Source organism: Thalassospira sp. SM2505 (assembly GCF_054901115.1).
The window spans coordinates 2,875,806-2,901,511 of the sequence record NZ_CM142731.1 but is presented as its reverse complement, the minus strand read 5'-3'; the positions used below and the strand labels follow the sequence as shown (position 1 = coordinate 2,901,511).

Below are 25,706 nucleotides of genomic sequence, written 5' to 3'. Positions count from 1 at the left end.
TTAAACACGGAATGGAAAAACTTGTGCAGAAAAAGAAAACGGGTGGCCTTTTGGACACCTTGAAGACCGTTTTCTGGGCCATTGTCATTGCACTTTTGGTTCGGACTTTTGCCTTCGAACCGTTCAATATTCCGTCTGGCTCGATGATTCCGACCTTGCTGGTTGGTGACTATCTGTTTGTTTCAAAATTTTCCTATGGATATTCGAAACACAGCATGCCTTTCAGCCTGCCGGTTATTCCGGGACGCATTTTTGAGACCGAACCCGAGCGTGGCGATGTGGTTGTCTTCAAACTTCCGTCAGATACCTCACAGGATTATATCAAACGTGTGATCGGCCTGCCGGGTGACACTGTCCAGGTCACCAACGGTCGTTTGTACATCAATAACAAGCTGGTCGAACGTGAACGGATCGAGGATTACATCCTGACCGATGGTACTGGTCGGTCTGCCGCGGTTCCGCAATATCTCGAAACACTTCCGAACGGTAAGGTTCACCGTATCCTTGAGCTGTTTGGCGATCAGGGGCCGAGCGACAACACCGAAGCCTTTACCGTACCGGAAGGCCATTACTTCATGATGGGGGATAATCGCGATAATTCGGCAGACAGCCGTGCATTCCCGTCGCGGTTCCGCTTTGTGCCGATTGAAAATCTGGTCGGTCGTGCTGAATTCCTGTTCTATTCCAAGGACAGCTCGCAGCCGGTCTATGACCTTGGCAGCATCCGGTTTGATCGCCTGTTCCAGGGAGTTCATTAATGAGCGACGGCATGCCGGTGATCGCCGAGATCGATCACGGTTTTTCCAATCCTGACCTGCTTCGTGTGGCTTTGACCCATCGAAGTGCAGCGAAGGGTAAGGATGCAATAAGCGGTGGCAACGAGCGTCTTGAGTTTTTGGGCGATCGTGTGCTGGGGCTTGTCGTGGCCGAAATGCTCTATACCCGTTTTGGGCGTGAACGCGAAGGTGCGATGGCAAAACGCTTTGTCGCACTGGTGCGTCGCGAAACGCTGGCGCGTGTTGCCATCCAGATCAAACTGGGGGATCACATCCAGATGGCCAAGGGTGAACGTGCGGCCGGGGCTGACACCAATCCGGCCATTTTATCTGATTGCATGGAAGCCGTGATTGCCGCACTCTATCTGGATGGTGGTCTTGAACCGGCGCGTCGCTTTATCGAAAAGCTCTGGACGCCGCTTCTTGATGAAGCAAACAAGCCGCCGCAGGATGCGAAGACGCAATTGCAGGAATGGCTGCAAGGGCGGGGCAAGCCACTGCCGAAATATGACATGGTCGGCCGCGAAGGTCCGGCCCATGCACCGATATTCACCATCGAACTGACCACCAGTGATGGTGAAAGTGTTAGTGCCGAAGGAAAATCTAAACGCGAGGCGGAACAACTTGCCGCCCGCATGATGTTGGACAAACTAAACGATGAATGAGGTTCCCACACCGGTGGCCGAAGACAGATTACCTTATCAGCAGCGTTGCGGCTTCGTCGCACTTGTTGGTGCGCCTAATGCTGGCAAATCGACGCTCCTGAATCAGCTGGTCGGCACGAAAGTGTCGATCGTCTCGCCAAAGGTCCAGACAACCCGTACCCGTGTGCGTGGTATCGTCATGACCGAAGATGCGCAGATTGTTTTCATTGACACGCCGGGTATCTTTGCCCCGAAGCGCCGTCTTGATCGTGCAATGGTCAAGGCAGCATGGAATGGTGCGGATGATGCGGATCTGGTGGTTCTTGTCATTGATGCCGGAAATGGCATCACCGACGAAGACCTTGCCATCATCAACCAGCTCAAAGATCAGAACCGCAAGGCCATCCTGGCGCTGAACAAGGTCGACAAGGTCTCGGACAAGGAAAAACTCCTGCGTCTGTCACAGGACCTGTTTGCCCATGAAGTCTTTACCGATGTCTTCATGATTTCGGCGAAAAAAGGGGCGGGTACGCAGGATCTGGTGAATTTCCTTGCGGCTAAAATGCCCGACGGCCCGTGGATGTTCCCCGAAGACGATGTGTCGGACATGCCGCTTCGTCTGCTCGCAGCCGAGATCACCCGCGAGAAGCTTTATTATCAGCTTCAGCAGGAACTGCCCTATTCGGCAACAGTCGAAACCGAACTTTGGGAAGAACGCAAGGACGGCTCGGTCAAGCTTGAACAGACCATCTTTGTCGAACGTGAAGGCCAGAAGGCCATCATTCTTGGTAAAGGCGGCAAGCGTATCAAGTCACTGGGCAGCGAAGCGCGCAAGGAACTTGAAGCCATTTTCGAGCGTCGGGTTCATCTGTTCCTGTTCGTCAAGGTGCGCGAGAACTGGGGTGATGATCCCAATCGCTTTGCCATGTGGGGCCTCGATCCCAACGCATAATTCTTCACGTTGCACAGACAGACCATCAATTGCCGGGTAGATAATGGAAATCGGATCATTCTGGGGTGTTGTAATGATTGTTGTTGGCGCAGCCGCCGCAATGATTGTTGCGCGTGTCGCCCGGCGTCCGTTCCGAAACCGCACTGATCACAGCACTGTGCAACGTGAAAAATCCTTTCTGCATCGCCCGCTTAATCTGATCGCGCTTCTGGTTGCCCTTGCTGTCTTTATGCTGGGGCTTTTCTGGAAGGTGACGGGCGGAGGACCAAACTGATGACCCGGAATTCTGGCGATCCTATCGATCAGGCGATTGAAGACGTCGAAAACCGTTCATGGTTGCGCAAGGCGGTTTTTGGAGCAGCCCTGATCGCACTTGTCTCCTGCCTGATCGGGATGTTTTTCCTTGTTACCCGTCTGATTGTACCCAGCGGCTATTTCTAAGAGGCCCGGATGGACTGGCGTGATGACGGTATTGTTCTTTCGACACGCAAACTGGGCGAAAGTTCGGTCAGACTATCGGTTCTGACCCGTGATTACGGGCGCCATGCCGGAATGGTTCGCGGTGCAATGAGCAAATCCATGCGCGGTACGCTCGAACCCGGAAACGAAGTACGGGTAGGGTGGTCTGCACGCCTTTCCGAACATCTTGGTCAGTTTCGCTGTGAATTGACCGGTGCACATGCGGCAGACCTTCTGTTGCAGCCAGGGCCGCTTATGGCGATGAGTTCGGCCTGTGCGATGCTTGATGCGACCTTGCCCGAACGTGAAGCCCATCCGGACCTGTACCATGGCACCGCAGCCCTTCTGACGGCGCTGAAATCCGAACAATGGTTGCCGTCCTATATTCGCTGGGAAGTCGGGCTGCTTGAAGAACTCGGCTATGGTCTTGATCTTGGGCGATGTGCGGCAACCGATGTAACCGATGATCTGGCCTTTGTTTCCCCAAAAAGCGGGCGGGCGGTCAGCGAAGCAGCGGGGAATGCCTATCGCGACCGGCTTTTGTCTTTGCCGGCATTTCTTGCCATCGGGCGCGCATCTTTGTCGCGGCGCAATGACGAACTTTCAGACCAGATGCGTGATGGCCTGAAACTGACCGGATTTTTTATTCATCGCGATATTTTCGAAGCCAAGGGCATCAAACCTGTCGCGGCACGGGATCGTCTTGTCAGTCACGTTTGGCGTATCAAAACTGCTGACGAAAAATAAATTGATCAATTTGGTTTGCATATGTTGACCGCAACCATGCCCCGCGTAGTATGTTGCAGATAACGTAAGGTGTTCGGAGGTCGAACGCACTTGCGCCTGTCCATTCTGCCAAGCAACAAGAAAAATCGTTCATGAGCACCAAGACTTCCGATCCGGCCAATGCCGGCCAAATCAGGGAAACCCGCCTTGCCGATGCGCTTAGCGAGCGTTATCTCGCCTATGCGATGTCGACAATCATGTCGCGTTCTCTGCCTGATGTGCGTGATGGCCTCAAGCCAGTTCATCGTCGTCTTCTTTATGCCATGCGGCAGCTCAAACTGAATCCGGAACAAGGGTTCAAGAAATGTGCGCGTGTGGTTGGTGACGTGATTGGTAAATATCACCCGCATGGTGATCAGTCGGTCTATGACGCGCTGGTGCGTCTGGCACAGGACTTTGCGGTACGTTATCCGCTGGTCGATGGTCAGGGCAACTTTGGCAATATTGACGGCGATAACGCCGCTGCAATGCGTTACACCGAAGCCCGCATGACCGCAGTTGCCGCTGCCCTGATGGACGGTCTCGACGAAGATGCCGTTGATTTCCGCCCGACCTATGATGGTGAGGAACAGGAGCCGGTTGTGATGCCGGCGGCTTTCCCGAACCTTCTAGCAAACGGTGCGGCAGGTATCGCGGTTGGTATGGCGACCAATATTCCACCCCATAATGTCGGCGAACTCTGTGCCGGTCTGATCAAACTGATCGACAAGCCGGAGACGTCAATCGCGGAACTGGTACGTTGCGTGCCGGGTCCGGATTTCCCGACTGGTGGTGTTCTTGTCGAACCGCATGAAAATATTCTTGAGGCCTATGCAACCGGACGGGGATCATTCCGCCTGCGGGCCAAGTGGGAAGTCGAGAAACTCAGCCATGGCCTGTATCAGGTCGTTATCACAGAGATTCCCTATCAGGTTCAAAAAGCCAAGCTGGTTGAACGCATCGCCGATCTGATGGTGGCAAAGAAACTGCCGCTGCTCAATGATGTACGTGACGAATCAACCGATATCATTCGCCTGGTTCTTGAACCGCGTACCCGTGCGGTTGAGCCGGAACATCTGATGGAAATGCTGTTCAAAAACACCGAGCTGGAAATCCGGTTCGGTTTGAACATGAACGTTCTGGACGGGGACAACACGCCGCGCGTTATGAATTTGCGCGAAGTGTTGCGTGCCTTCCTTGCACACCGTCAGGAAGTTCTGATCCGTCGTTCCAATCATCGTCTGGCAAAGATCAATCATCGTCTTGAAGTGTTGGAAGGCTATCTTGTTGCCTATCTCAACCTTGACGAAGTTATCCGGATCATCCGTTTTGAGGATGAACCGAAAAATGCATTGATGAAGGCGTTCGATCTGACAGAAGTTCAGGCCGATGCGATCCTGAATATGCGTTTGCGGTCATTGCGCAAGCTCGAAGAGATGGAAATCAAGAACGAGCACGCCAAACTGACCGAGGAAAAAGAAGGTCTCGAAGCGCTTCTTGCCAGTGAAACGCTGCGTTGGGAGAAAATCCGCGACGAAATCGAAATCATGCGCGAGAATTTCGGCAAGAAAACCGCGATTGGCAAACGCCGTACCGAAATTGGCGATGCACCCGAAGAGATCGAAGTGCCGCTCGAAGCACTGATTGAACGTGAACCGATTACGGTGATTTGCTCAAAAATGGGCTGGATCCGTGCGTTGAAAGGTCACGTTGCCGACATCAGCGACCTTAAGTTCAAGGATGGCGACGAACATCGCTTTGCGATCAAGGGCTTTACGACCGACAAGCTTTTGATCCTTTCAACAGCCGGGCGCTGCTATACCATGTCATGTGACAAGCTTCCGGGCGGTCGCGGTCATGGGGAGCCGATACGTCTGTCGATTGATCTGCCACAGGAACATGACATTGTGTCGATGGTCGTGCACAAGGATGGCCGCAATCTTCTGGTCGCAAGTTCTGGTGGCCGTGGTTTCCAGGTTGCCGAAAAAGACGTCGTTGCCCAGACTAAAAACGGCAAGCAGGTTCTCAACCTTGGTGCCGGTGAAGTTGCCAAGATATTTGTTCCGGTCGAAAAGAACCATGTTGCTGTTCTTGGTGACAACCGCAAATTGCTGATCTATCCGGTTGATGAAGTGCCGGAAATGACGCGCGGTCGTGGCGTGATCTTGCAGAAATACCGGCAGGGCGGTCTTTCGGACCTGATCTTGTTCAATCTCGAAGAAGGTTTGAGCTGGACCATGGGCGGCAGCGAAGGTCGTGTCCGCACCGTGATCGAGCTTGCCGAATGGACCGGCAAGCGTGCAGGTGCCGGGCGTATGCCGCCAAACGGCTTCCCGCGGTCGAACAAATTCGAATAATTTCGACAAGGCATACATTAAACTCGAAAGCCGGATGGTTCATTATCATCCGGCTTTTGGCTTTAATGGGCCAATTTAGATGCAGACAATGTCATATGCTGCGGGTTCCCGCAGATATGGAAGAATTACGTACCAAAATTTATAGCGTTTTCGATGTTTAAAATGTAACTTCGCAACCTGATTAGCAGGAAGCCCGCAATTTTCCTGTGAGACTCATAAGGGCTTGGGAGTGAAAAGTGAGATTTCTTGGAAATTTCGTCCACGCGATTGACAGTCTGAATGACTGGATCGGTCGCGGGGTGGCCTGGCTGGTGATCCCGATGGTTGTGATCACATTTTTAGTTGCCACATTGCGTTACGGCTTTGCGGTTGGCTGGGTATCAATGCAGGAAAGCTACATGTGGCTTTACGGCATTATGTTCATGGTAGGGGCGGGTTACACGCTTTTGCACGGTGGTCATGTTCGTGTCGACGTTTTCTATCGTCCGGCATCTGCGCGTTACAAGGCATGGGTTGATCTGTTCGGGTCGCTGTTCCTGATGATGCCGGTGCTGATCATGATCTTGATCTATAGCTATCCGTATGTAGCGACCAGCTGGCATCGCCTTGAAGGGTCGCACGAGACGGGCGGTCTTCCGGGCCTGTTCCTTTATAAATCAGTGATTCTGATCTTTTGTGTATTGATGCTCCTTCAGGGGCTTTCGCTTGCTGCGCGCAGCGTTCTGGTGCTTGCCGGTCACAAAGAATTTGAAATCAAAGAAGAAGAGCACGAGGGCGTCTGATGGCTGGTGAAGTTCTTAGTCTGGTGATGTTCGCCGTAGCTTGCGGCGTGCTTCTTCTCGGTTTTCCGGTTGCCTTCTCGCTTGCGGGTACCGGTCTTGCTTTTGCGCTTATCGGTCATTCGATGGGCACCTTTGATATGCCGCTTCTGGGCTCACTGCCGTCACGCTATTTCGGTGTGATGACCAACGAGCTGTATGTTGCGATCCCGCTGTTCGTGTTCATGGGCGTCATGCTTGAACGCGCAAGGATTGCCGAAAAGCTTCTGACGACCATGGGGATGCTGTTTGGCACCATGCGTGGTGGTCTGGGGATTTCGGTTGTCATCGTCGGTATGTTGCTTGCCGCCTCAACCGGCATCGTCGGTGCGACCGTCGTGACCATGGGCTTGCTCAGTCTCCCTGCGATGCAGAAAGCCGGATATGATCCGAAACTTTCGACCGGTATTATCTGTGCGTCCGGTACGCTTGGTCAGATTATTCCGCCGTCGATCGTTCTTGTTCTGCTGGGCGATATTCTTCAGGGCGCCTATGCCGAAGCGCAGCGCGCAATCGGCAACTGGGCACCGGAACCGATTTCTGTGATGGACCTTTTTGCAGGTGCATTCATTCCGGGGCTTTTGCTCGTGGCACTTTATATCGGCTGGATCATCATCAAGTCCCTGATTGATCCGAAGTCGGCACCGGCACTGGTTGAAGGAAAGCGTCCGGAAGGTCTTTGGGGTGAAGTGCTGCGCGCATTGCTGCCTCCGGGGCTTCTGATTGTTGCCGTTCTTGGCTCGATCCTGACCGGTATTGCGACCCCGACGGAATCAGCTGCTTTTGGCTCGATCGGCGCAATCGTACTGGCTGCGTTCTACAAGCGACTTGATATGGCCGTTCTACGCCATGTCGTGCGCCAGACCGTTCAGGTCAGTGCTATGGTGTTCGTCATCCTGCTGGGTGCGTCGGTGTTCTCGCTGGTATTCCGTGGTCTTGGTGGCGATCACCTTGTCGAAGAACTGCTGCACAACCTTCCGGGTGGTGTCTTCAGTGCGATGCTGGTTGTGATGCTGTTGATGTTCTTCATGGGCTTCTTCCTGGACTTCATCGAGATCGTGTTCGTCGTGATTCCGATTGTTGGTCCGATCCTGCTCAAGATGGACATTGATCCGGTTTGGCTCGGTGTGATGATTGCCATCAACCTTCAGACCAGCTTCCTGACACCGCCATTCGGCTTTGCGCTGTTCTATTTGCGTGGTGTCGCACCGGCAGCAATCAAGACGTTTGATATTTATCGCGGTATCATTCCGTTCGTTATGATCCAGATGCTTGGCCTTTGCCTTGTCGCTGCATTCCCGTGGCTGGCGACCTGGCTTCCGGGCATTCTGTTCTAAGAACGCGAAGATCAAAGATCACCAAAGAAAAAGGCCCCGATGAGGGGTCTTTTTTGATTCTGTGGTTACGTCCCGGAATACATTGTCCCTATAGGAGGTGACATATTTCAGGATGACACAAAACAAAAAAAGGGGCAGGCAAAAGCCAGCCCCTTGTCGTTTTCCGACAGGCGGAGAACTTAGTATTTGAACGGAAGTACACGTGCCTGTGCAAATGCTGCTTCCGAGAATTTCGACCATGCGATCGACTGGGTGCGGAATGCTACGAGGCTTTCGAATACTTCTTTCGACAGCGGGTTGGATGCAACCAGATCACGCAGAACTTCGCCCGACAGTTTGCCAAGGTTGGTCAGAATGTCGTCAGAGAACGGACGAACATCTACACCGTGCTTGTTGCGCAGGGTGTCGAGTGCCTGAACGTTACGTGCGGTAAACTCGGACAGAACCATCTGGTTAACTGCACGGTTGGCCTGCTCGACGATGGCTTTCAGATCATCCGGAAGCGCATTCCATGCATCCAGGTTGATGAAGTTGTCGAGAACGGTCGCCGGTTCGTGCCAGCCCGGATAGTAGTAGTACTTCGCCGATTTATAGAGACCGAACGCCAGATCGTTGTACGGACCAACCCACTCGGTCGCGTCAATTGCGCCTGACTGAAGTGCCGGCGGAATTTCACCGCCCGGAAGGTTCACAACGTTTGCGCCAGCTGCTTTGACAACTTCGCCACCAAGGCCAGGAATACGCATTTTCAGACCCTGATAGTCTGCAATGGTGTTCATTTCCTTGTTGAACCAGCCGCCCATCTGGGTGCCAGTGTTGCCCGACGGGAAGAACTTACAATTCAGTTCAGCATAGACCTTGTCAGCAAGTTCCTGACCGCCACCCCACTGGAACCACGCATTCTGTTCCTGGGCGTTCAGGCCAAACGGCATTGCCGCAATATACTGGGTGGCATCAACTTTACCTTTCCAGTAGTAAGGCGCGCCGTGGCCCATTTCGACGGTGCCGTTGCCGACAGCATCAATTGCTTCGAATGCCGGAACGATTTCACCAGCACCAAATACGGTGACTTTCAGGCGACCGTCAGATGCTTTGGTGATGTATTCAGCAAGAAGGTTTGCGCCAGTACCAAGACCCGGGAAGTTTTTCGGCCAGGTCGTGACCATACGCCATTCACGGACGTCCTGCGCGAGTGCCGGTTTGGCAAAAGTCGATGCAGCAGCAGTCGCGCCTGCTACAGCAGCGCCAGAAAGAAATTGGCGACGTTTCATTAGTTACAGCCTCCCAAAGATGCAAGCTCATGATTTATATGTATCAAAGCCGGTTCACCGGCTTTGTACCGCAGCTTATATGCGTCTTCGGGTGCAGGCAACCGGGGATCGAGTTGTTCTCTTGGACTTTAGTCTAATCTAATGGGGCGGTTTGCTCAGATTGTCAGGAGCCACTACTAGGCCCGGTTTCCTCCATTGGCACCCACTGGCCATTTCGGAAACCTTCAAGTGGCTGGAACCGCATCTTGTAGGACATCTTGCGGCATTCACCGATCCAGTACCCAAGATAGATATGTGGTAAATCAAGAAGTTGGGCTTCTTCTATGAGGTCGAGGACGATGTAGGTGCCCAGCCCACGCTTGTGTTCGGACGGATCAAAGAAGCTGTAAACAGCCGAAAGCCCGTCAGCCAGATTATCGATCAGTGCAACAGCAATCAGACTGTTATCCGGACGACGATACTCATAGACAGACGTTTCAATCGTGCTGTCTTCGATCATCGCCCGATAGTCACGGGCATCCATGCGCGCCATGTCACCATTTCCGTGACGTGCATCCTGATAGGTACTGAACAGTTGATATTGTTCCTGGGTCGCGACTGCGGGCAATACGGTTCGGGTCAGATCACTGTTTTTGTTCTGGATACGACGGAAAGAACGGCTGCTTTCAAATTCGGCGCATCGGACACGAACCGGAATGCAGGCATTGCAGTCGCTGCATGCCGGAAGATAGGCTATTGAATGGCTGCGACGAAAGCCTGCCCGTGACAGTAAATCATGGATATTATTCGCTTCTGGTCCGCGCAGCTCTGTAACTAGTTTGCGCTCAAAGCGGCCGGGCAGGTAGGGGCACGGCATCGGGGCAGTCATGAAATAGTGCTGCGTAAGGCGGCGCTGATTAACTGTCATCTGGTGTTTCTCAATCCCGACCACATCTGATCATCTATCTTAAGAGATTAAGCGTTATTTATGACAGTTTAAAGGTCATCCCACCAAAAGAGCTGTCAAATTTGCAAAACCGGAATTGCCAGATCAGGGCTGTGATGGAACAGAGAAGGTTGGACGACGCGGTGTCGTACCTGGTGCCGCAGGTTCTGACGGCTGGGCAGTCGGCGCGCCATTGGAAGATGGTAATACAGAACCATTTCCGTTTTGCGTTCCGTTCTCAAGTTCTGATCGTTCGCCTGTGCCTCGGAGCAAGGTGATGCTGATACGGCGGTTGGTTTCATTTTTGGGGTCTTCAGGCACCAGCGGATCCGTGTCAGAAAGGCCCGCAACCTTTGCAAAGCGACCGGTGTCAAGTCCGAGGTCTTCAAGCGTGCGTCGTGTCGCCAAGGCACGATCAGCTGAGAGTTCCCAGTTTGAGTAACCATCCGTACGATTAAATGGCACTGCGTCGGTATGGCCCTCAATCGAGACGTCCTGAGGCATCTTTTCGATGACGGCCGCTACCTTATCAAGCAACAAGCGCGTGTGATCAGCCATTTCAGCACTGCCACTCGGGAACATGGATGTGCCGTCTTCATCAAGAATCTGGATACGAAGACCTTCGGGGGTTTCTTCGATCCGGATGTTTTTCTCAAGACCCTGAAGCTCGGGACTTTCTTCGATAGCCTTTAGAAGTTCTTCCTTGGCTTCATTGAATTCCTGTTCTTCCATCTGTGCTACCCGGATGGCTTCTCGCTCGTCCGGGGATTGCTGTGGCGGAATTTCCATGCTGACTGTCGGCATTCCGAATTCGGAGCGCTGAGCGCCTTCCTCGGCAAGACTGGTGCCACCCAGAACCCCGCCGGAGCCCGAATCATTTTGTGAAATCGTTTCAGGGGTGAAATACATTGAAACACCCTGAAGTTGTTCTTCCGTGGCGCTTGAAAGCAGCCAAAGCAACAGGAAGAACGCCATCATAGCCGTGACAAAGTCAGCATAGGCAACTTTCCACGAGCCACCATGATGGCCGCCATGTCCGCCTTTTTTGACCTTTTTGATTACGATATCAGGCATGTGCGATGCAAATTCCGTGAGTTACTGGTTCTGTTTCTGCAAGGCAAAGGAAAATCAGGCTGACGGCGCATCCTGCAAGGCATCTTCAAGTTCCTTGAAGCTCGGCCGAACGGTGGACGGCAGCGTTTTGCGGGCAAATTCAACGGAAACCTGCGGGGCATAGCCCTGCATGTGACCAATCAGGGCCGCTTTCATACAGCTGAAATATTTTCCGTCCTGATCCAGCGTCTTCTTGATGATTTCCGACGTCGGACCAACAAAGCCATAGGACGCGAGAATACCAAGAAACGTACCGACGAGAGCCGCTGCAATCAAACCACCAAGAATTTCCGGCGGTTCGGTAACTGAGCCCATGGTGACAATCACACCAAGCACGGCTGCAACAATGCCCAGACCGGGAAGGGCGTCGCCCACTGTCTGGATGGCGGCAGGGACCATGTGATCTTCTTCGTGATGGGCTTCAAGTTCCTGATCAATGACCGCTTCAAGTTCATAGGCATTGGTGGTGCCAAGGGTCAGAAGACGCAAATAGTCACACAGGAATTCAACGGCATGATGGTCTTTCATCAACTCGGGGAAGTTGCCAAAAAGACTGGAGCCTTCGGGATTCTCTACATGGCTTTCAAGTGCAAGATCACCCTTCGATTTCGCCAGTCGGAAAACAGCATAAAGGCAAACAAGAAGCTCGACATAGGCCGCTTTCTTTTTGGGCCCCTTAAGTGCACGGATCGTATAAGCAATCGACTTTTTAAGGATGCTCATAGGGTTGGCAATCAGGAATGTACCAAACGCAGCACCGAAAATGATAAGCACTTCAAGGGGTTGGATAAGGACACCAATGTCGCCGTGGGGCAAATAACCGCCAAGAACAGCGCCAATCACCACGACATACCCAATGATCAAAAACATTCTTATTATTCCCCGCTAGCCCAGGACGATTATCGGTTCAGTCCGCAACATGTTCCCAAGACCCAAACCCGATCATGGTTGCAGACAAAGTCCATCTGGCATCTATATGACACTATTAGCTTTTAATCTTATTAATATCCCGTTTAAATCTGCTGTGAGTTAGGTTTGACAGATCGAAGTTTAATCGCCATTTTCCCCAAGCCTTTTACGGGGTCGTACTTCAATAGGTTTAGTCAGCAAGAGCATTCTTCAATATGTCATTCTCTCCGCGCGATTTCCGCGACTGTCTTGGTCAGTTCACAACCGGCGTTGCCGTTGTGACCACGCGGGCCGAAGATGGTTCCAAAGCGGGCATCACGATTAACAGTTTTGCGTCTGTTTCGCTTGATCCGGCACTGGTTCTTTTTTCCGTAGATCAGCGTGCGGCGACACATGCCTTGTTCGCCGGTTCTTGCACGCGTTTTTGCATCAATATTCTTCGTCAGGACCAACAGGCGATCTCTGAACTGTTTTCCGCACCGGGGCAGAATGGCTGGGAAACGGTCGGGTTTGAAGATGATGGTCACGGTATGCCACGCCTGAGAGGCTCGTTGGCGGCGTTTTCGTGTAAACGCCACGCCATTCATGATGGTGGCGATCACAGCATCATTGTCGGCCATGTCGATAATCTTGTGATGGGCGAAACGGGGGAGCCGTTGCTTTATTACGGCGGCCGTTATCGTGGCCTTAAAAGCGAATAACTATTAATGAAAAACGGGCCGTGTGGATTGTTCCAGCGGCCCGTTTTTTTTATTTTCAGATATCCAGGGAATTTTGATCAGTCGAGCGACGTATTGCCAAGCAAGCGTCCGCCAAACCCTGCCTTGATCAGGCGTTCAATCACTTGCTGGGCATGGCCGGTATCACGCACTTCCAGCACCATATCGACATCGGTCTGCTTTGCCGGAACGTCGTAAAAATGACGCTGGTGATAAACTTCGATGATATTGGCTTCTTCTTCACCGATCAGTGTGCTGATGGTTGCCAGAGCACCCGGCACATCGGGAATTTCGATGCGAACACGTACAAGGCGACCCTGGCGGGCCATGCCACGCATCAGGACCTGTGCCAGAAGGCGGGTGTCAATATTGCCGCCACTGACGATCAGGCAGACTTTCTTGCCCTTGAATTTTTCAGGATGATCGAGAAGGGCGGCAAGCGGCGCAGCACCTGCACCTTCGACCACGCTTTTTTCAATCTCGATCAGCATCTGAATGGATCGTTCAATTGAGCTTTCCTCGACCAGAACCACTTCGTCGAGCTTTTCCTTGCAGATTTCAAGTGTCAGGCCGCCGGGTTGTTTGACGGCAATGCCCTCGGCAATTGTAACACCACCGCCGGTATATTCGTCACCACGAATGCCTTCATACATGCAGGGATAAAGCTTGGTTTCAACGCCAATGATTTCGATGTCTGGGCGGCGCGATTTGACCGCGGTTGCGATACCTGATGCAAGTCCGCCACCGCCAATCGGGACAACGATGGTATCGATATCAACGTTCTCATTCAGAATTTCGAGACCGACTGTGCCCTGACCGGCAATGATATGCGGGTCGTCAAACGGATGTACAAAGGTAAGTCCGCGTTCCTGCTGGATGCGACCGGCAGCTTCAAGGCTTTCGGCAAAGACATTGCCTGTCAAAACGACTTCAGCGCCGTGGGAACGGGTATGATGGACCTTGGTAAAGGGCGTGTTTTTCGGCATCACGATGGTTGCCGGGATGCCCAGACGCTTGGCGTTATAGGCAACGCCCTGTGCATGGTTTCCGGCGGATACGGCAATGACGCCTTTTTCGCGCTCTTCGGGTGTCAGGCTTGCCAGTTTGACATAGGCACCGCGTTCCTTGAAGGAAGCGGTATATTGCTGGTTCTCAAGCTTAAGATAAACTTCTGCCTGACAAATCGATGAAAGTGTTAGTGATTTTACCAGCGGTGTCTTGGCAACGATGCCTTCAAGCAAACCGGATGCGCGTACAACGTCGTGATAGGAAACAGTCATAATTTCCATGCTCCTGCGGCCACCATCTTTGTGGTGTGGTGGCAATAATATCATGTAATGGGTGAGAAACGGTATTTAACCGGACCTGTCATCCGCAGATGACAGGGATCACATTCGCAGGTCGGAAATCCCAATAATCATGGCCATCGCACCGGCACCAAGCGTCGGACGGGAATGCGATGAAAGGATGTCAGTATATGCAGACATAGCCATGTTCTTTCTGGATTAGGGATGTGTTTCGAAAGGCAGCTTTGCGGATTAGGGCGCCAAGGTCAAGTACAGCAATAGAAAAACCGGGTTGCATGAACTGCAACCCGGCCAAGTACAACGCCTGGCATGGGGAATCCGGCGTTATTCCATGTTGAGGATAACCGTTTTCTTGTAGGTGAAATGTTCAAGCATGCTTTCAAGCGACGCTTCCTTGCCAAGGCCCGAAAGCTTGATGCCGCCATAGGACAGGTTTGGCTGCACAACAAGGTTCTGGTTGACCTGAACAAAGCCGGCTTCAAGCCGCTTGGTGGCAACCAGTGCCGTTTTCAGATCCGTCGTCCAGACCGTGGCAGCAAGGCCAAAGTCGCTGTCATTGGCAAGTTCAAGGGCCTCTTCAAAGGTCTTGAACTTGAAGACACACGCCACCGGACCAAAGATTTCCTCACGTGCGACGCGAGCATCCGGATCGACATTGGTGAAGATCACGGGGCGCACAAAGAGGCCGTCGGAAAGCTCCGGATCGGTGGGCAGGGCGCTCAGTTGATGTTTGGTCGCACCCTCTTTTTCGCCGATATCGATGTAACCCGATACCTTGTCGAACTGTTTGCGATTGATGATGGTGCCGATGTCGGTCTCTTCATCAAGCGGGTTACCCATCTTGAGTGCATTAACCTTGTCAATCAGTCGCTTAACGAACTCATCATGAAGTTTTTCATGAACAAGCATACGCGAGGAGGCCGTACAGCTCTGGCCCTGACGGGTGAAGCGCATACCACCGATTGCGCCGGCCACGGCCTTGTCGAGGTCGGCATCATCCATAACGATCATGGGCGACTTGCCGCCAAGTTCGAGGGTGACCGGAATAAGCTTTTCGGCTGCGGCCTTGTAAACCGTACGACCGGTCTCGACAGAGCCGGTGAAGGAAACCTTTTTGACATCCTTGTGCGCGACAAGCGGGCCGCCACAGGTTGGGCCAAAACCCGAAAGGATGTTCAAAACACCGGCTGGCAGGATTTCCTGCATGATCTGACAGACGCGCAACACGGTAAGAGGGGTGTCTTCAGCCGATTTTACAACGACCGAGTTGCCAGCAACCAGTGCCGGGGCAACTTTGATCGCCATCAGAAGAAGCGGTACGTTCCAGGGAATGATCGCACCAACGACACCAACGGCTTCGCGGGTGGTCAGCGTCATCATATTTGGATTAAACGGAACAGTTTCGCCCTTGAGCTCTGATGCAAGACCGCCAAAAAAGACGAACATGTCGGCAAGAACCGATGCCTCGACGCGGCTTTCGGTGCGCAGTGCCTTACCCGATTCCAGTGCGACAAGACGACCGAGTTCTTCGGTATGTGCCATCAGGACACGGCCGCATTCCGCAACCAGCTTTCCACGTTCGCGTGCCGGGCGTTCCGCCCAGTCCTTTTGTGCTGCCTTTGCAACCGCAACTGCAATGCCCACATCATCAGAGTCACCGTCGGCTGCCTGTCCGATAACCTTGCCTGTGGCGGGATTGATAACGTCAAAGGTCTTGCCGTTCTTCGGGGCAACAAGCTTGCCGTTGATCAGATGATGGCCGGAAAGTTCAGTTGCCAGTGACATCGGATCAAGGTTCGGTTCGAAAGGCATTTCAGGCTCCCTGTGGGTTGGCGTGCAGTCACGGTTTTTGCGTGGGGCGCACGATATAGGTTATTTGGTATTGGTTTACCAAATTATCGACAGCAGAGAGCAATATCAAGATCAATTCGTCTTTCCGGACATGACAGTTCCCAAAAGGGCTGGTAACCTGAAACAGCAAAAAGGCCAGCCCGGCGGCGGTACGTGTCTGGGCGCCTGCATTCCGTAAACGATGGAGTATTTATGCCACGTCATTTCGATACGACGTTCGATGTTGTTAAGGAACTCAAACCTTCCTATCCGGTCTATTGTCTAAGACCGAATATCCTTCGAGAAACAGCGCAGCGCTTTGTCGAAATGTTCCCGGGCGACGTCCTTTATGCGGTGAAATGTAATCCGCATCCTGAAGTCATGCGTTATTTGCACGAAGGCGGCGTGCGTCATTTCGATACGGCCTCGCCAGAAGAAATTGCGCTTGTTCGTCGCCAGTTCCCGGGAATGAAGGCCTATTTCATGCATCCGGTCAAAAGCCGCGATGCCATTCGTAATGCCCACCGGGTTTTCGGTATTGATCACTATGTGATTGATACAGTCGAGGAACTTGAAAAAATCCGTGAAGAAACGGAAGGCGACAAGAAGCTTGTGATCCATGTCCGTCTGGCAACACCACCGGCCGGGGCGACCTATAATCTCTCAGCGAAATTTGGTGCGCGCCCGATGGTCGCTGCCGAGCTTCTAAAGAAGGTCGATGAATATGGCTATGAAGCGGGTTTGTGCTTCCATGTCGGGTCGCAATGTACAACGCCGAATGGCTATCGGATCGCGGTTGAGCTGATCCGTCAGGTCGTCGATTTTTCGGGTGTTCAGGTTCGGCATATCGATGTCGGCGGCGGTTTCCCCGGCCAATATATGAACCAGCGCGGCGCCAGCCTTGAAGAATTCATGGACGAGATCAAGGATTGCATCCGCTGGCTTGATATGCCCGACACCACATTCATGTGTGAGCCGGGCAGGGCGCTTGTTTCAAGCGGGGTTTCCCTGATTACGCAGGTGCATCTGCGTAAGGAAGACACCCTGTTTATCAATGATGGTGTCTATGGCAGCCTGTCTGAAACAGTGACCGGGCAATTGCGTTATCCTGTGCGACCCTTGCGAATCAATGGTGAATTCAATCAGGAAGAAACACTTGATTTCACCATCTATGGTCCGACCTGCGACAATATGGATGTTCTTCCGGCAGCCGTATCGCTTCCGGCGGATATCCGCGAAGGGGACTGGATCGAATTCGGGCATATCGGTGCCTATAGCAATGCGCTTGCAACCCATTTCAACGGGTTCTTCCCGGAAATGCAGGTGACTGTGGGCGAGGCATTCCCGTTTGTGGATGGTGAATTCCCTTACGTGGCCTGATGCAGCAATGGCTACAGTGACGGGCAAACAGGAGATCCCCTGTTTGCCCGTTTTCAGATACAGTGTTGCTCAGAAAATTAACGTTATCGGTAAAAAGGTACTTGTTTACCGATAAAGGTTGGTTGCACTATGCTACCCGAAATCAGGACCGGCAGGGAGCCGGTCGGGAAACAGACTTGATCGGGGAAACCACAGTGACCAACAGCCTTTTTATGCGCATCCGTGACCGGTTTCCGGCGGACCTTTCATCGGTGCTGATCGAGACCCCGACGGGCAAGACTTATAGCTATGGACAGGCAGATGTTGCATCGGCGCAAATTGCAGGTTTGCTGACCGGGCTTGGTGCGAAGAAAGGCGACCGTGTCGCAGTCCAGGTTGATAAATCCCCCGAAGCCCTTTTTCTTTATCTTGGCTGCATTCGTGCCGGTCTGGTCTATTTGCCGCTCAATACGGCCTATCAGGCTGGCGAGCTTGCCTATTTCATGGATAACGCGTCCCCCGTTATCTTCGTCTGTCAGCCTCATCGTAAGGATGAGGTAGCAGCAATTGCCAATGATCAGGGCGTGGAACATGTTCTGACATTGGGGATGAATGGTGAAGGCAGTCTGATGGGCGGTGCACAATCTCAATCGGGCGACTTCGTCCCGGTGCCCTGTGCGGATGAAGACCTGGCGGCGATCCTTTATACATCGGGCACCACCGGCAAGCCCAAAGGGGCGATGATGACCCAGATGAACCTGTGGTCCAATGCCGCAACCCTTGAAAAGTTGTGGGGGTTTGATGGCAACGACATCCTTTTACATGCCTTGCCGATCTTCCATACCCACGGACTATTCATCGCATGCCATTGTGTGATGCTTTCGGGGGCGAAGATGTTTTTCCTGCCGAAATTTGATCGTGATCAGGTGATGGCGCTTCTGCCGCGGAGCACGGTGATGATGGGGGTTCCGACATTTTATGTTCGCCTGTTGTCCGGGGATGATTTTACCGCCGAAACGACTGCCAATATGCGGCTGTTTATTTCTGGTTCGGCACCGCTTCTGCCGGAAACCTTTACGGCGTTTGAGCAGCGGACTGGCAAGGCATTGCTTGAACGCTATGGCATGACCGAGATGGGGATGGCGACATCGAACCCGCTGGATGGCGAACGGATCGTTCATACAGTTGGTCCGGCCTTGCCCGATGTCGATGTTCGGGTTTGTGACGCGGACGGCAATGTTCTTGGTGTTGATGAAGTCGGTGTTCTGGAGGCTCGCGGCCCCAACGTTTTCGCCGGGTACTGGCAAATGCCGGAAAAAACCGCAGAAGAATTTCGCAAAGACGGGTTCTTCATCACCGGTGATATCGCCAAGATTGATGCCAAGGGATATGTCCACATCGTTGGACGTGCAAAGGATCTGGTGATTTCAGGTGGATTTAATGTCTATCCGAAGGAAATCGAAACGCTGATCGACAAGATGGATGGTGTTGTCGAAAGTGCCGTGATTGGTGTTTTGCATCCCGATTTTGGGGAAGCGGTTGTTGCGGTTATTGTCCCTGAGAACAATGGAACATTGACCGAAGACGGTATTATCGGGGGAATCAAATCGCAACTTGCCAACTTCAAGGTTCCCAAACGGGTATTCTTTGTTGACGAGTTGCCGCGCAACGCAATGGGCAAGGTTCAAAAGAACATTCTGCGCGAGGAATATAAATCCCTGTTTGCGAACTAGATCACCGGGGCCAAAGATTGAGGCCGATATCCTGGATCCAGAATACAGATAAAGAAAACCCCCGGCAAAACTGCCGGGGGTTTTCTTAGGACGCTACGGTCGTGGCTTAGCGACCGAAAGCAACACGGTGTGCTACATCGTCGATCATGTCGCGGTTCAGACCGATGTCGGCCAGTTCGCGCGTATCAAGTTTACGCAGCGCTACCTGGGTCTGGTACTGAATGCGAAGAGCGCGAAGGAAAGCAAAGATTTTAGTTACGATCATTTCATCACCTATTTCAAACCGGCCGATTGTTCGGCGTCTGTTCAGATAACCGGCATGTTCTCACCGCTGTATTCCGTGTCGGAATAGTTGTCTGGTTTGACGTGTCGGTTTGTTTCCAATGTATCGAATGATCATCTGCCTGGTGGCGCATTTACCAGTCGATACGTCCTATTCATTTCGTGAAGGCAATCTATGCCTGTCGGGTGCGTTAATCCAATGCGTTTTTTGCATGGCAGCGGCTTGGAAAGCGCAGAAAGTCACTGAATTGCAATGAATTGGCTATATCTCCGTCACATTGTCACGGTTTCGAAACTTTTATTGCTATGCTAATGGTGCATGGCTAATGAAATTGCGTGGTGCCCTTTGGTTGATTTCATGAAAATCGCGTCGCGCATATGAATTCAGATGTATTTTGGGTCGCAATCTGGATGAATAGGCCGTAATTTGCGCTACCAAACGCCCAGACAGGAGAACCTATAATGAGCATCAATCGGCCGCGGCTGAATTTTGCCCAGGCTATCGACGCCTACTTGCACTATGCGCCGCGCTTGCCGCAGGTGCAGGACGATGCCGTTCCCGAAAAAACCGATTACATCGACAATCTGCTATCGGTCGCAGATCAGTTCGATCTGATCGTGTTTGATGCGTTTGGTGTGCTCAATAGTGGGCCGACGGCTATCCCCGGTGCTGTAAAAACCGTCGCAACCCTTCAGGATATGGGTAAGAAAATTGCCGTCGTGACCAATGACGCGTCAAGCTCGGCTGAAGCGATTCTTGCCCGTCACCGCAAACGTGGCTTTGATTTCGACAATAGTAACCTGATCAGTAGCCAGCAGTTTGTTGCGCCTCTTATGGCAGAACATCCCGAGATTGCGCGTTGGGGGGCGATGGCGCCGGTCCATTGGCCGTTCCATATCCTGCCGGGACAGGTGGAGCCGCTTGGCGCAGATCGCGACTTGTATGACCGGGTTGGCGGTTTCCTGTTGATTGATTCGGAAAACTGGTCGGATGAGCAGCAGAATATGTTGCAGGACAGTCTTGCTGCCAATCCGCGGCCGATCCTTGTGGGGAATCCTGATATCTGCGCGCCGATGGGGGATTTCCTGTCAGTGGAGTCCGGTTACTTTGCCCATCTTGCCGCTGATGCCTGTGGCGTAATGCCAAAATGTGTTGGCAAACCGTATCATCACGTTTTTGAAGAAGTCCTGCGCCGTCATCCGGGTGTTGACCGGCAGCGTGTTCTGATGGTTGGCGATACGGTTCATACCGATGTTCTCGGCGGTCTGGCATCAGGCATCAAAACCCTTCTTGTGCATCAGGGCGGTTTCCTTGACGGGCAGGATATCGAAGGCGTGTTTGCCAGATCGGGTCTGCGTCCGCACTTCTGCGCGCGCGCGATTGGTCATGGCATATCAGACGAAGTTACTGAGCCTGCCTGCTGCGCATAGGGCTTCGAACTTCATTCCATGCAAAAGGGCCTCAATCGAGGCCCTTTTTTGTGTCGCGTGTGTTGAAGTGACGCTTAACCTTCCAGCGCCTCTGCAACTTCAATGGCGCTATAGGTCAACACGCCAGACGCCCCCGCACGTTTGAAGCATGACAGTGTTTCAATCGCACAGCCGATGTAATCAAGCCAACCATTCTGGCCTGCCGCGCGCAACATCGCGTATTCGCCTGATACCTGATAGGCAAAGACCGGCACGCCGAATTCCTGACGAACGCGATAGAGCACATCCAGATAAGGCAGCCCCGGTTTGACGATGACCGAATCTGCGCCTTCATCAAGATCATAGGCGACTTCACGCATGGCTTCGTCACTATTGGCCGGGTCAAGTTGATAGGTTTTCTTGTCGGCCTTGCCAAGTGCGCTTGCCGAGCCGATTGCATCGCGGAACGGGCCATAGAAGGATGAGGCATACTTGGCTGAATAGGCCATGATCTGGACGTTCTTGAGGCTTTCGGTTTCAAGAACCTTGCGGATTGCCTTGATACGGCCATCCATCATATCGGATGGTGCGACCACATCGCAGCCTGCCTGTGCCTGAACCAGTGCCTGACGCACAAGCGCTTCGGTCGTTTCATCATTAAGGATCTGACCATCGACGACGATGCCGTCCTGACCATCGGAATTGAATGGATCAAGTGCGACGTCGGTAATCACCCCGATGTTGGGGCAGGCATCCTTGATCGCCTTGGTGGCGCGACAGACAACGTTATCAGGGTTATAGGCCTCTCGCGCATCCTTGGTCTTAAGGCTTGCATCGATATAGGGGAACAGTGCCAGTGCCGGGATGCCAAGTTTCTCGGCATGTTTTGCGGTTTCAACCAGTACATCGACCGACTGGCGTTCAACGCCGGGCATGGACGGGATCGGGGTGCGCTGATTGGTTCCGTCAATAACGAATACCGGCAGGATCAGATCATGGGCTGTCAGTCGGGTTTCCGCGACCATCCGGCGCGACCAGTCGGTCATGCGGTTGCGGCGCTGGCGGGTGCTTGGAAAGGTGCCATAGGCGAATTTGTTGACCATGATCTGTTCTCTGTTCTGTGGAGCTGGGCGAAGCCAGGGTGGACAGGCCAATTTATGGGACAGAATTCACGCGCAATCAACCATTGCTGGCAATTTGTAAGCGTGCGCGCATGGTCAGAAAATAAACCGGGATAATCAGGGCAAGGAAACTGGCGGTAATCGCAAAGGCCGTGACAAGGCCTGCTACCTGTCCGATGGCACCAATAATCGGCGGACCCGCCATGATCGCGGAATAGCCGGTTGCAGCAATGATTGATACGACTGCTCCGCCTCCTTTTCCGGTAGCTTGAGATGCCGCGGACAGTAGCAACGGCAAAATGACAGCAAGCCCCATTCCGGCAACACCACAACCAATCCATGCGACAATATAGTGCGGGGAAAGGGCGATGATGAAAGTGCCAACCGAGGCCAGAACCGAACTTGTAAGCAAAACCGGAGCCCGTCCAAACTTCATGACCAGTGCATCACCGGAAAGTCTGGTGACGGCCATGGCGCAGGAATAAACGGCAAAGCCGACAGCAGCCATTGTTGCTCCCGATGACAATTCTGAATTCATAAAGACGGTTGCCCAGTCGGTAATAACACCTTCGCCGAATTGACCGATAAAGGCGCAGACGCCGAATGGTAAAAGCATAAGGAACATGGGGCGTTCCTTTTTGGTGCGGGCGGTTTCCAAGGCTTGTTTGTCAGCTCTGTCTTTTCTGTTCTGTGAGGTCTGATGGTCCGGCAGAAGTTTGGCTTGGGCGAAAACATGAGCGATCAAAAACACGGTCAGAATCACAGGCAGGTGCAGGGCGTTGTCAAAGGGCAGGGCAAACCAGGCTGCCGCAATCCCGGCACCCGCAAAACCACCCAGACTCCAGAAGCCGTGAAGACCGGACATGATGCTCCGACCCTTGGCGCGTTCAACATTCAGGCCATTGGCATTCATGGCTATATCAAGAAATGCGCCGGAAAAGCCCAGGGCAAACATGGCAATCGAAATGCTGAGATAGGATTGCATCAGAACCGGGATGCCAACGGCAATGAAATAAACCAGTCCGGAATAACGCACTACCAGTTCGCTTCCGATACGGTCAGAAAGCCGTCCGGCAATCGGCATAACGGCAAGAACGCCAATTGCCGCAGCCAGCAAGATGCCGCCAAGTTCATCATGACCAAGGCCAAGGCGTTCCTGTACCAGCGGGATATGCGGAACCCAGCTTGAAAAGGCGGCGCCATGTAAAAAGAAAATGGCGCGTACCCGATTATGGGCCTGATTGTAATTTTGCATCTGTGGCGGCTCCGCATGATGGGGCGTAACGAGGGGGCAGGTTAGGCCTGAACAATATTGATCCCGCGTTTGGCATAGTTTTCGAGATAGCCGGACGACAATTTGCGGCCTGTCACGAGACGGGAAATGGCATCAATGTCACAGACCCGGTGCGGCAGGCTGGTTTCAAGTTTGTCCGCGGTGGCAATGGCGATGATTTCGGCTGATTGGGCAATCATCGCGGCCTTTGATGCCCGTTCCTGCTGATGACTGGTTGAAAGGCCAGCCTCAGGATGAAGAGCGCACGTGCCTAGCAACGCAACATCAGCATTGTACTTACGGATTTCGTCAATCGTTGTCGGGCCACATACCACCATGTCGTTCTTGAGCATTGTACCGCCCAGCATGATCACTTCGGCATTGGGGTGGCTTGAAAGTTCGACCGCGATCATCGGGTTTACCGTAATCACAGTGCCCCGAAATGATGGTTTGAGATGGCGGGCAACTTCGCAAATGGTGGTGCCACTGTCAAAGAAAGCGACAGCATCATCGGCAATCAGATCGCGTGCCGTTTTCTGTGCAATCGCGGTGCGTTCCGGCTGAAGGTCTCGAGCGCGTTCTTCATATGTTTCTGTCGGCTTGTTTGGCAGGACTGCGCCGCCATGGATGCGGCGCAAATGACCTTCATCCTCCATCTGGCGCAGATCGCGCCGGATGGTATCAAGGGAGGCATGAAACAGGGCGGCCAGATCATGAATGTGAACCGTCCCCATATTGCGCAAAAGTTTCAGGATTTCATCCTGACGGGTGATAACGCTCGACATGGTGCTTGCCTGTTTTGCATGTTGTGCATGTTTTGCCGATTTGTTATGCCGGTTTTACGGTCGGGTCAATGAAAAACCGGCCGAACATTCGTTCGACCGGCTTTGTAAGGCGACATGAAGTGACGTGATTATCAGGCTTTATCAAGGGCCTGCGTCAGGTCAGCCAATATATCGTCGATATGTTCGATCCCGATGGACAGGCGCACATATCCGTCCGTAACACCGGAAGACAGGCGGTCCTGTTCGGAAAGCTGACTGTGAGTCGTGGTTGCCGGATGAATGGCAAGAGAACGCGTATCACCGATATTGGCGACATGATAAAACAGCTCAAGCGCGTTGATGAATTTCTCGCCTGCGTCTTTGCCGCCAGCCAACTCAAAGCCCATAAGAGATCCGTAGCCACCTTTAAGATAGGTGTCAGCACGGCGGCGGCTTTCACCATCCTGTTTACTGGGGTGAATGACTTTGGTGACTTTCGGGTGGGATGCCAGGAAGTCGGCAACCTTGTTGGCGTTCTCGCAGTGACGTTCCATGCGCAGTGGCAACGTTTCCATGCCCTGAATGGTCTGGAATGAGTTGAACGGCGATGCCGCAGCCCCGATGTCACGTAGAACGGTGCAACGCAGCTTGATCGCATAGGCCACAGGACCAATCGGTTTGACGGCCTGTGTCCAGACCGCACCGTGATAGCTGGGATCGGGTTCGTTCAAAAGCGGGAAGCGTTTCGCATGTTTTTCCCAGTCAAACTTGCCGGAATCGACGACAACACCACCAACCGAGGTTCCATGACCGGCAATGAACTTGGTGGTCGAATACATCACGATGCTTGCACCATGTTCGATCGGTTTGCAGATCACGGGCGCGGCAGTGTTATCAACGATCAGCGGAATGCCAAGTTCGTCACCGATATTGGCAACTTCGCGGATCGGGAACACCTGCAATTTCGGGTTGGGAAGGGTTTCGGCATAAAAGGCGCGGGTTTTGTCGTCGCTCAACTTTCGGAAGCTTTCCGGATCTGACGGATCGGCAAAGCGAACTTCAATTCCCATTTGCTTGAAGGTATTCGCAAACAGGTTCCATGTGCCACCATATAGATCGGTAGAGCTGATAATATTGTCGCCAGCCTGTGCAATATTCAGAACCGAAAAGGTTGACGCAGCCTGCCCGGAGCCAAGTGCAACTGCAGCAACGCCACCTTCAAGGGCGGCAATGCGCTGTTCAAGCACATCGTTGGTCGGGTTCATCAGGCGGGTATAGATATTGCCAAGTTCCTTGAGTGCGAAAAGATCAGCAGCATGCTGGGTATCGCGGAACTGATAGCTGGTGGTCTGATAAAGCGGCACGGCAACGGATCCCGTGGTCGGGTCGGCGCGATAGCCTGCATGAAGGACGATGGTTTCCGGTTTCGTGGACGACATAATGGGTTTCCCTGAATTATCGTTATTTCTGACGCCGACAAGGTAAGCTGACAGTGACGTACTCAGCAAGAAACAATTGGTGAAATCAGCTACGTGAATGCACGTAAATCGTGTGATTTACCAATATTGTGATAATTCGGTAC

General features: G+C 52.9%; 24 protein-coding genes. 13 read left to right on the top strand and 11 right to left on the bottom strand.

Going from position 1 to position 25,706, the window contains the following annotated elements:
* Positions 1-11: 11 nt before the first annotated feature.
* The 9 genes from lepB to ACTU44_RS13650 all read left to right on the top strand — a co-directional run bounded on the left by lepB (position 12) and on the right by ACTU44_RS13650 (position 8,108).
* Positions 12-758 (top strand): signal peptidase I, encoded by a 747-nt coding sequence (gene lepB, locus ACTU44_RS13690; RefSeq protein WP_336081135.1) that lies wholly within the window; start codon positions 12-14, stop codon positions 756-758.
* Complete coding sequence (gene rnc, locus ACTU44_RS13685) at positions 758-1,441, top strand: ribonuclease III (protein WP_114097418.1); 684 nt, start codon at positions 758-760, stop codon at positions 1,439-1,441. Before lepB ends, rnc begins: the two co-directional genes overlap by 1 nt.
* Complete coding sequence (gene era / locus ACTU44_RS13680) at positions 1,434-2,372, top strand: GTPase Era (protein ID WP_114097419.1); 939 nt, start codon at positions 1,434-1,436, stop codon at positions 2,370-2,372. The genes rnc and era overlap by 8 nt, the downstream gene beginning before the upstream one ends.
* A 43-nt stretch (positions 2,373-2,415) precedes the next feature.
* Positions 2,416-2,646 carry a hypothetical protein gene (locus tag ACTU44_RS13675; protein WP_114097420.1) on the top strand — a complete coding sequence of 77 codons (231 nt, stop codon included), beginning with the start codon at positions 2,416-2,418 and terminating at the stop codon, positions 2,644-2,646.
* Positions 2,646-2,813, top strand: coding sequence for a hypothetical protein (locus ACTU44_RS13670; RefSeq protein ID WP_462095678.1), 168 nt, complete (start codon positions 2,646-2,648; stop codon positions 2,811-2,813). The genes ACTU44_RS13675 and ACTU44_RS13670 overlap by 1 nt, the downstream gene beginning before the upstream one ends.
* 9 nt (positions 2,814-2,822) lie before the next feature.
* Positions 2,823-3,578 (top strand): DNA repair protein RecO, encoded by a 756-nt coding sequence (recO, locus tag ACTU44_RS13665; protein WP_462095677.1) that lies wholly within the window; start codon positions 2,823-2,825, stop codon positions 3,576-3,578.
* 131 nt (positions 3,579-3,709) lie between these two features.
* On the top strand, positions 3,710-5,953 hold the full coding sequence (gene parC, locus ACTU44_RS13660) for a DNA topoisomerase IV subunit A (protein ID WP_462095676.1): 2,244 nt from the start codon (positions 3,710-3,712) through the stop codon (positions 5,951-5,953).
* A gap of 236 nt (positions 5,954-6,189) precedes the next feature.
* The gene (locus tag ACTU44_RS13655; protein WP_336081124.1) at positions 6,190-6,735 is read left to right on the top strand and encodes a TRAP transporter small permease subunit; all 546 of its coding nucleotides are present in this window, start codon (positions 6,190-6,192) and stop codon (positions 6,733-6,735) included.
* Positions 6,735-8,108, top strand: coding sequence for a TRAP transporter large permease (locus ACTU44_RS13650; RefSeq protein ID WP_462095675.1), 1,374 nt, complete (start codon positions 6,735-6,737; stop codon positions 8,106-8,108). Before ACTU44_RS13655 ends, ACTU44_RS13650 begins: the two co-directional genes overlap by 1 nt.
* Positions 8,109-8,287: 179 nt before the next feature.
* Here the strand turns inward: ACTU44_RS13650 and ACTU44_RS13645 are convergent, their stop codons facing one another.
* The 4 genes from ACTU44_RS13645 to motA form a co-directional block, all read right to left on the bottom strand.
* Positions 8,288-9,379, bottom strand: coding sequence for a TRAP transporter substrate-binding protein (locus ACTU44_RS13645; RefSeq protein WP_114097424.1), 1,092 nt, complete (start codon positions 9,377-9,379; stop codon positions 8,288-8,290).
* 163 nt (positions 9,380-9,542) lie between these two features.
* On the bottom strand, positions 9,543-10,286 hold the full coding sequence (locus tag ACTU44_RS13640) for an arginyltransferase (protein ID WP_114097425.1): 744 nt from the start codon (positions 10,284-10,286) through the stop codon (positions 9,543-9,545).
* A 123-nt stretch (positions 10,287-10,409) separates the two neighbouring features.
* Positions 10,410-11,378: a flagellar motor protein MotB gene (locus tag ACTU44_RS13635; protein ID WP_114097426.1), complete on the bottom strand. Its 969-nt coding sequence runs from the start codon at positions 11,376-11,378 to the stop codon at positions 10,410-10,412.
* Positions 11,379-11,432: 54 nt separating this feature from the next.
* A complete protein-coding gene (gene motA, locus ACTU44_RS13630) occupies positions 11,433-12,287 on the bottom strand; it encodes a flagellar motor stator protein MotA (protein WP_114097427.1) in 855 nt (284 codons plus the stop codon).
* A 254-nt stretch (positions 12,288-12,541) separates the two neighbouring features.
* Between motA and ACTU44_RS13625 the strand changes: the two genes are divergently transcribed.
* Positions 12,542-13,027: a flavin reductase family protein gene (locus ACTU44_RS13625; RefSeq protein WP_114097428.1), complete on the top strand. Its 486-nt coding sequence runs from the start codon at positions 12,542-12,544 to the stop codon at positions 13,025-13,027.
* 77 nt (positions 13,028-13,104) lie between these two features.
* On the opposite strand, the gene ACTU44_RS13620 is transcribed toward ACTU44_RS13625, so the two are convergent.
* Together ACTU44_RS13620 and ACTU44_RS13615 are read right to left on the bottom strand one after the other, a co-directional pair.
* Positions 13,105-14,325 carry a threonine ammonia-lyase gene (locus ACTU44_RS13620; protein WP_114097534.1) on the bottom strand — a complete coding sequence of 407 codons (1,221 nt, stop codon included), beginning with the start codon at positions 14,323-14,325 and terminating at the stop codon, positions 13,105-13,107.
* Between the two features lie 351 nt (positions 14,326-14,676).
* Entirely contained in the window at positions 14,677-16,164 is a 1,488-nt protein-coding gene (locus ACTU44_RS13615) for an aldehyde dehydrogenase family protein (protein WP_114097429.1), read from the bottom strand.
* Positions 16,165-16,395: 231 nt separating this feature from the next.
* On the opposite strand from ACTU44_RS13615, the gene ACTU44_RS13610 reads away from it, so the two are divergent.
* On the top strand, positions 16,396-17,562 hold the full coding sequence (locus ACTU44_RS13610) for a type III PLP-dependent enzyme (protein ID WP_114097430.1): 1,167 nt from the start codon (positions 16,396-16,398) through the stop codon (positions 17,560-17,562).
* Between the two features lie 194 nt (positions 17,563-17,756).
* Positions 17,757-19,274 carry a malonate--CoA ligase gene (locus ACTU44_RS13605; protein WP_462095674.1) on the top strand — a complete coding sequence of 506 codons (1,518 nt, stop codon included), beginning with the start codon at positions 17,757-17,759 and terminating at the stop codon, positions 19,272-19,274.
* A gap of 106 nt (positions 19,275-19,380) precedes the next feature.
* On the opposite strand, the gene ACTU44_RS13600 is transcribed toward ACTU44_RS13605, so the two are convergent.
* Complete coding sequence (locus ACTU44_RS13600) at positions 19,381-19,539, bottom strand: DUF1127 domain-containing protein (RefSeq protein WP_114097432.1); 159 nt, start codon at positions 19,537-19,539, stop codon at positions 19,381-19,383.
* Positions 19,540-20,018: 479 nt separating this feature from the next.
* On the opposite strand from ACTU44_RS13600, the gene ACTU44_RS13595 reads away from it, so the two are divergent.
* On the top strand, positions 20,019-20,987 hold the full coding sequence (locus ACTU44_RS13595) for an HAD-IIA family hydrolase (RefSeq protein ID WP_462095673.1): 969 nt from the start codon (positions 20,019-20,021) through the stop codon (positions 20,985-20,987).
* Positions 20,988-21,061: 74 nt separating this feature from the next.
* On the opposite strand, the gene hemB is transcribed toward ACTU44_RS13595, so the two are convergent.
* The 4 genes from hemB to ACTU44_RS13575 form a co-directional block, all read right to left on the bottom strand.
* Complete coding sequence (gene hemB, locus ACTU44_RS13590; RefSeq protein ID WP_114097434.1) at positions 21,062-22,069, bottom strand: porphobilinogen synthase; 1,008 nt, start codon at positions 22,067-22,069, stop codon at positions 21,062-21,064.
* A 76-nt stretch (positions 22,070-22,145) separates the two neighbouring features.
* Positions 22,146-23,342 carry an MFS transporter gene (locus ACTU44_RS13585; RefSeq protein WP_462095672.1) on the bottom strand — a complete coding sequence of 399 codons (1,197 nt, stop codon included), beginning with the start codon at positions 23,340-23,342 and terminating at the stop codon, positions 22,146-22,148.
* A gap of 41 nt (positions 23,343-23,383) precedes the next feature.
* Positions 23,384-24,145 carry a DeoR/GlpR family DNA-binding transcription regulator gene (locus tag ACTU44_RS13580; protein WP_336081099.1) on the bottom strand — a complete coding sequence of 254 codons (762 nt, stop codon included), beginning with the start codon at positions 24,143-24,145 and terminating at the stop codon, positions 23,384-23,386.
* A 131-nt stretch (positions 24,146-24,276) separates the two neighbouring features.
* On the bottom strand, positions 24,277-25,563 hold the full coding sequence (locus ACTU44_RS13575) for an O-acetylhomoserine aminocarboxypropyltransferase/cysteine synthase family protein (protein ID WP_336081097.1): 1,287 nt from the start codon (positions 25,561-25,563) through the stop codon (positions 24,277-24,279).
* Between the last annotated feature and the right edge of the window lie 143 nt (positions 25,564-25,706).

What these genes read in the sequence shown, in the direction of transcription:
- lepB (WP_336081135.1), top strand. Translation starts at nt 12, where the DNA reads ATGGAAAAACTTGTGCAGAAAAAGAAAACGGGTGGCCTTTTGGACACC.
- rnc (WP_114097418.1), top strand. Translation starts at nt 758, where the DNA reads ATGAGCGACGGCATGCCGGTGATCGCCGAGATCGATCACGGTTTTTCC.
- era (WP_114097419.1), top strand. Translation starts at nt 1,434, where the DNA reads ATGAATGAGGTTCCCACACCGGTGGCCGAAGACAGATTACCTTATCAG.
- ACTU44_RS13675 (WP_114097420.1), top strand. Translation starts at nt 2,416, where the DNA reads ATGGAAATCGGATCATTCTGGGGTGTTGTAATGATTGTTGTTGGCGCA.
- ACTU44_RS13670 (WP_462095678.1), top strand. Translation starts at nt 2,646, where the DNA reads ATGACCCGGAATTCTGGCGATCCTATCGATCAGGCGATTGAAGACGTC.
- recO (WP_462095677.1), top strand. Translation starts at nt 2,823, where the DNA reads ATGGACTGGCGTGATGACGGTATTGTTCTTTCGACACGCAAACTGGGC.
- parC (WP_462095676.1), top strand. Translation starts at nt 3,710, where the DNA reads ATGAGCACCAAGACTTCCGATCCGGCCAATGCCGGCCAAATCAGGGAA.
- ACTU44_RS13650 (WP_462095675.1), top strand. Translation starts at nt 6,735, where the DNA reads ATGGCTGGTGAAGTTCTTAGTCTGGTGATGTTCGCCGTAGCTTGCGGC.
- ACTU44_RS13645 (WP_114097424.1), bottom strand. Translation starts at nt 9,379, where the DNA reads ATGAAACGTCGCCAATTTCTTTCTGGCGCTGCTGTAGCAGGCGCGACT.
- ACTU44_RS13640 (WP_114097425.1), bottom strand. Translation starts at nt 10,286, where the DNA reads ATGACAGTTAATCAGCGCCGCCTTACGCAGCACTATTTCATGACTGCC.
- ACTU44_RS13635 (WP_114097426.1), bottom strand. Translation starts at nt 11,378, where the DNA reads ATGCCTGATATCGTAATCAAAAAGGTCAAAAAAGGCGGACATGGCGGC.
- motA (WP_114097427.1), bottom strand. Translation starts at nt 12,287, where the DNA reads ATGTTTTTGATCATTGGGTATGTCGTGGTGATTGGCGCTGTTCTTGGC.
- ACTU44_RS13625 (WP_114097428.1), top strand. Translation starts at nt 12,542, where the DNA reads ATGTCATTCTCTCCGCGCGATTTCCGCGACTGTCTTGGTCAGTTCACA.
- ACTU44_RS13620 (WP_114097534.1), bottom strand. Translation starts at nt 14,325, where the DNA reads ATGACTGTTTCCTATCACGACGTTGTACGCGCATCCGGTTTGCTTGAA.
- ACTU44_RS13615 (WP_114097429.1), bottom strand. Translation starts at nt 16,164, where the DNA reads ATGCCTTTCGAACCGAACCTTGATCCGATGTCACTGGCAACTGAACTT.
- ACTU44_RS13610 (WP_114097430.1), top strand. Translation starts at nt 16,396, where the DNA reads ATGCCACGTCATTTCGATACGACGTTCGATGTTGTTAAGGAACTCAAA.
- ACTU44_RS13600 (WP_114097432.1), bottom strand. Translation starts at nt 19,539, where the DNA reads ATGATCGTAACTAAAATCTTTGCTTTCCTTCGCGCTCTTCGCATTCAG.
- ACTU44_RS13595 (WP_462095673.1), top strand. Translation starts at nt 20,019, where the DNA reads ATGAGCATCAATCGGCCGCGGCTGAATTTTGCCCAGGCTATCGACGCC.
- hemB (WP_114097434.1), bottom strand. Translation starts at nt 22,069, where the DNA reads ATGGTCAACAAATTCGCCTATGGCACCTTTCCAAGCACCCGCCAGCGC.
- ACTU44_RS13585 (WP_462095672.1), bottom strand. Translation starts at nt 23,342, where the DNA reads ATGCAAAATTACAATCAGGCCCATAATCGGGTACGCGCCATTTTCTTT.
- ACTU44_RS13580 (WP_336081099.1), bottom strand. Translation starts at nt 24,145, where the DNA reads ATGTCGAGCGTTATCACCCGTCAGGATGAAATCCTGAAACTTTTGCGC.
- ACTU44_RS13575 (WP_336081097.1), bottom strand. Translation starts at nt 25,563, where the DNA reads ATGTCGTCCACGAAACCGGAAACCATCGTCCTTCATGCAGGCTATCGC.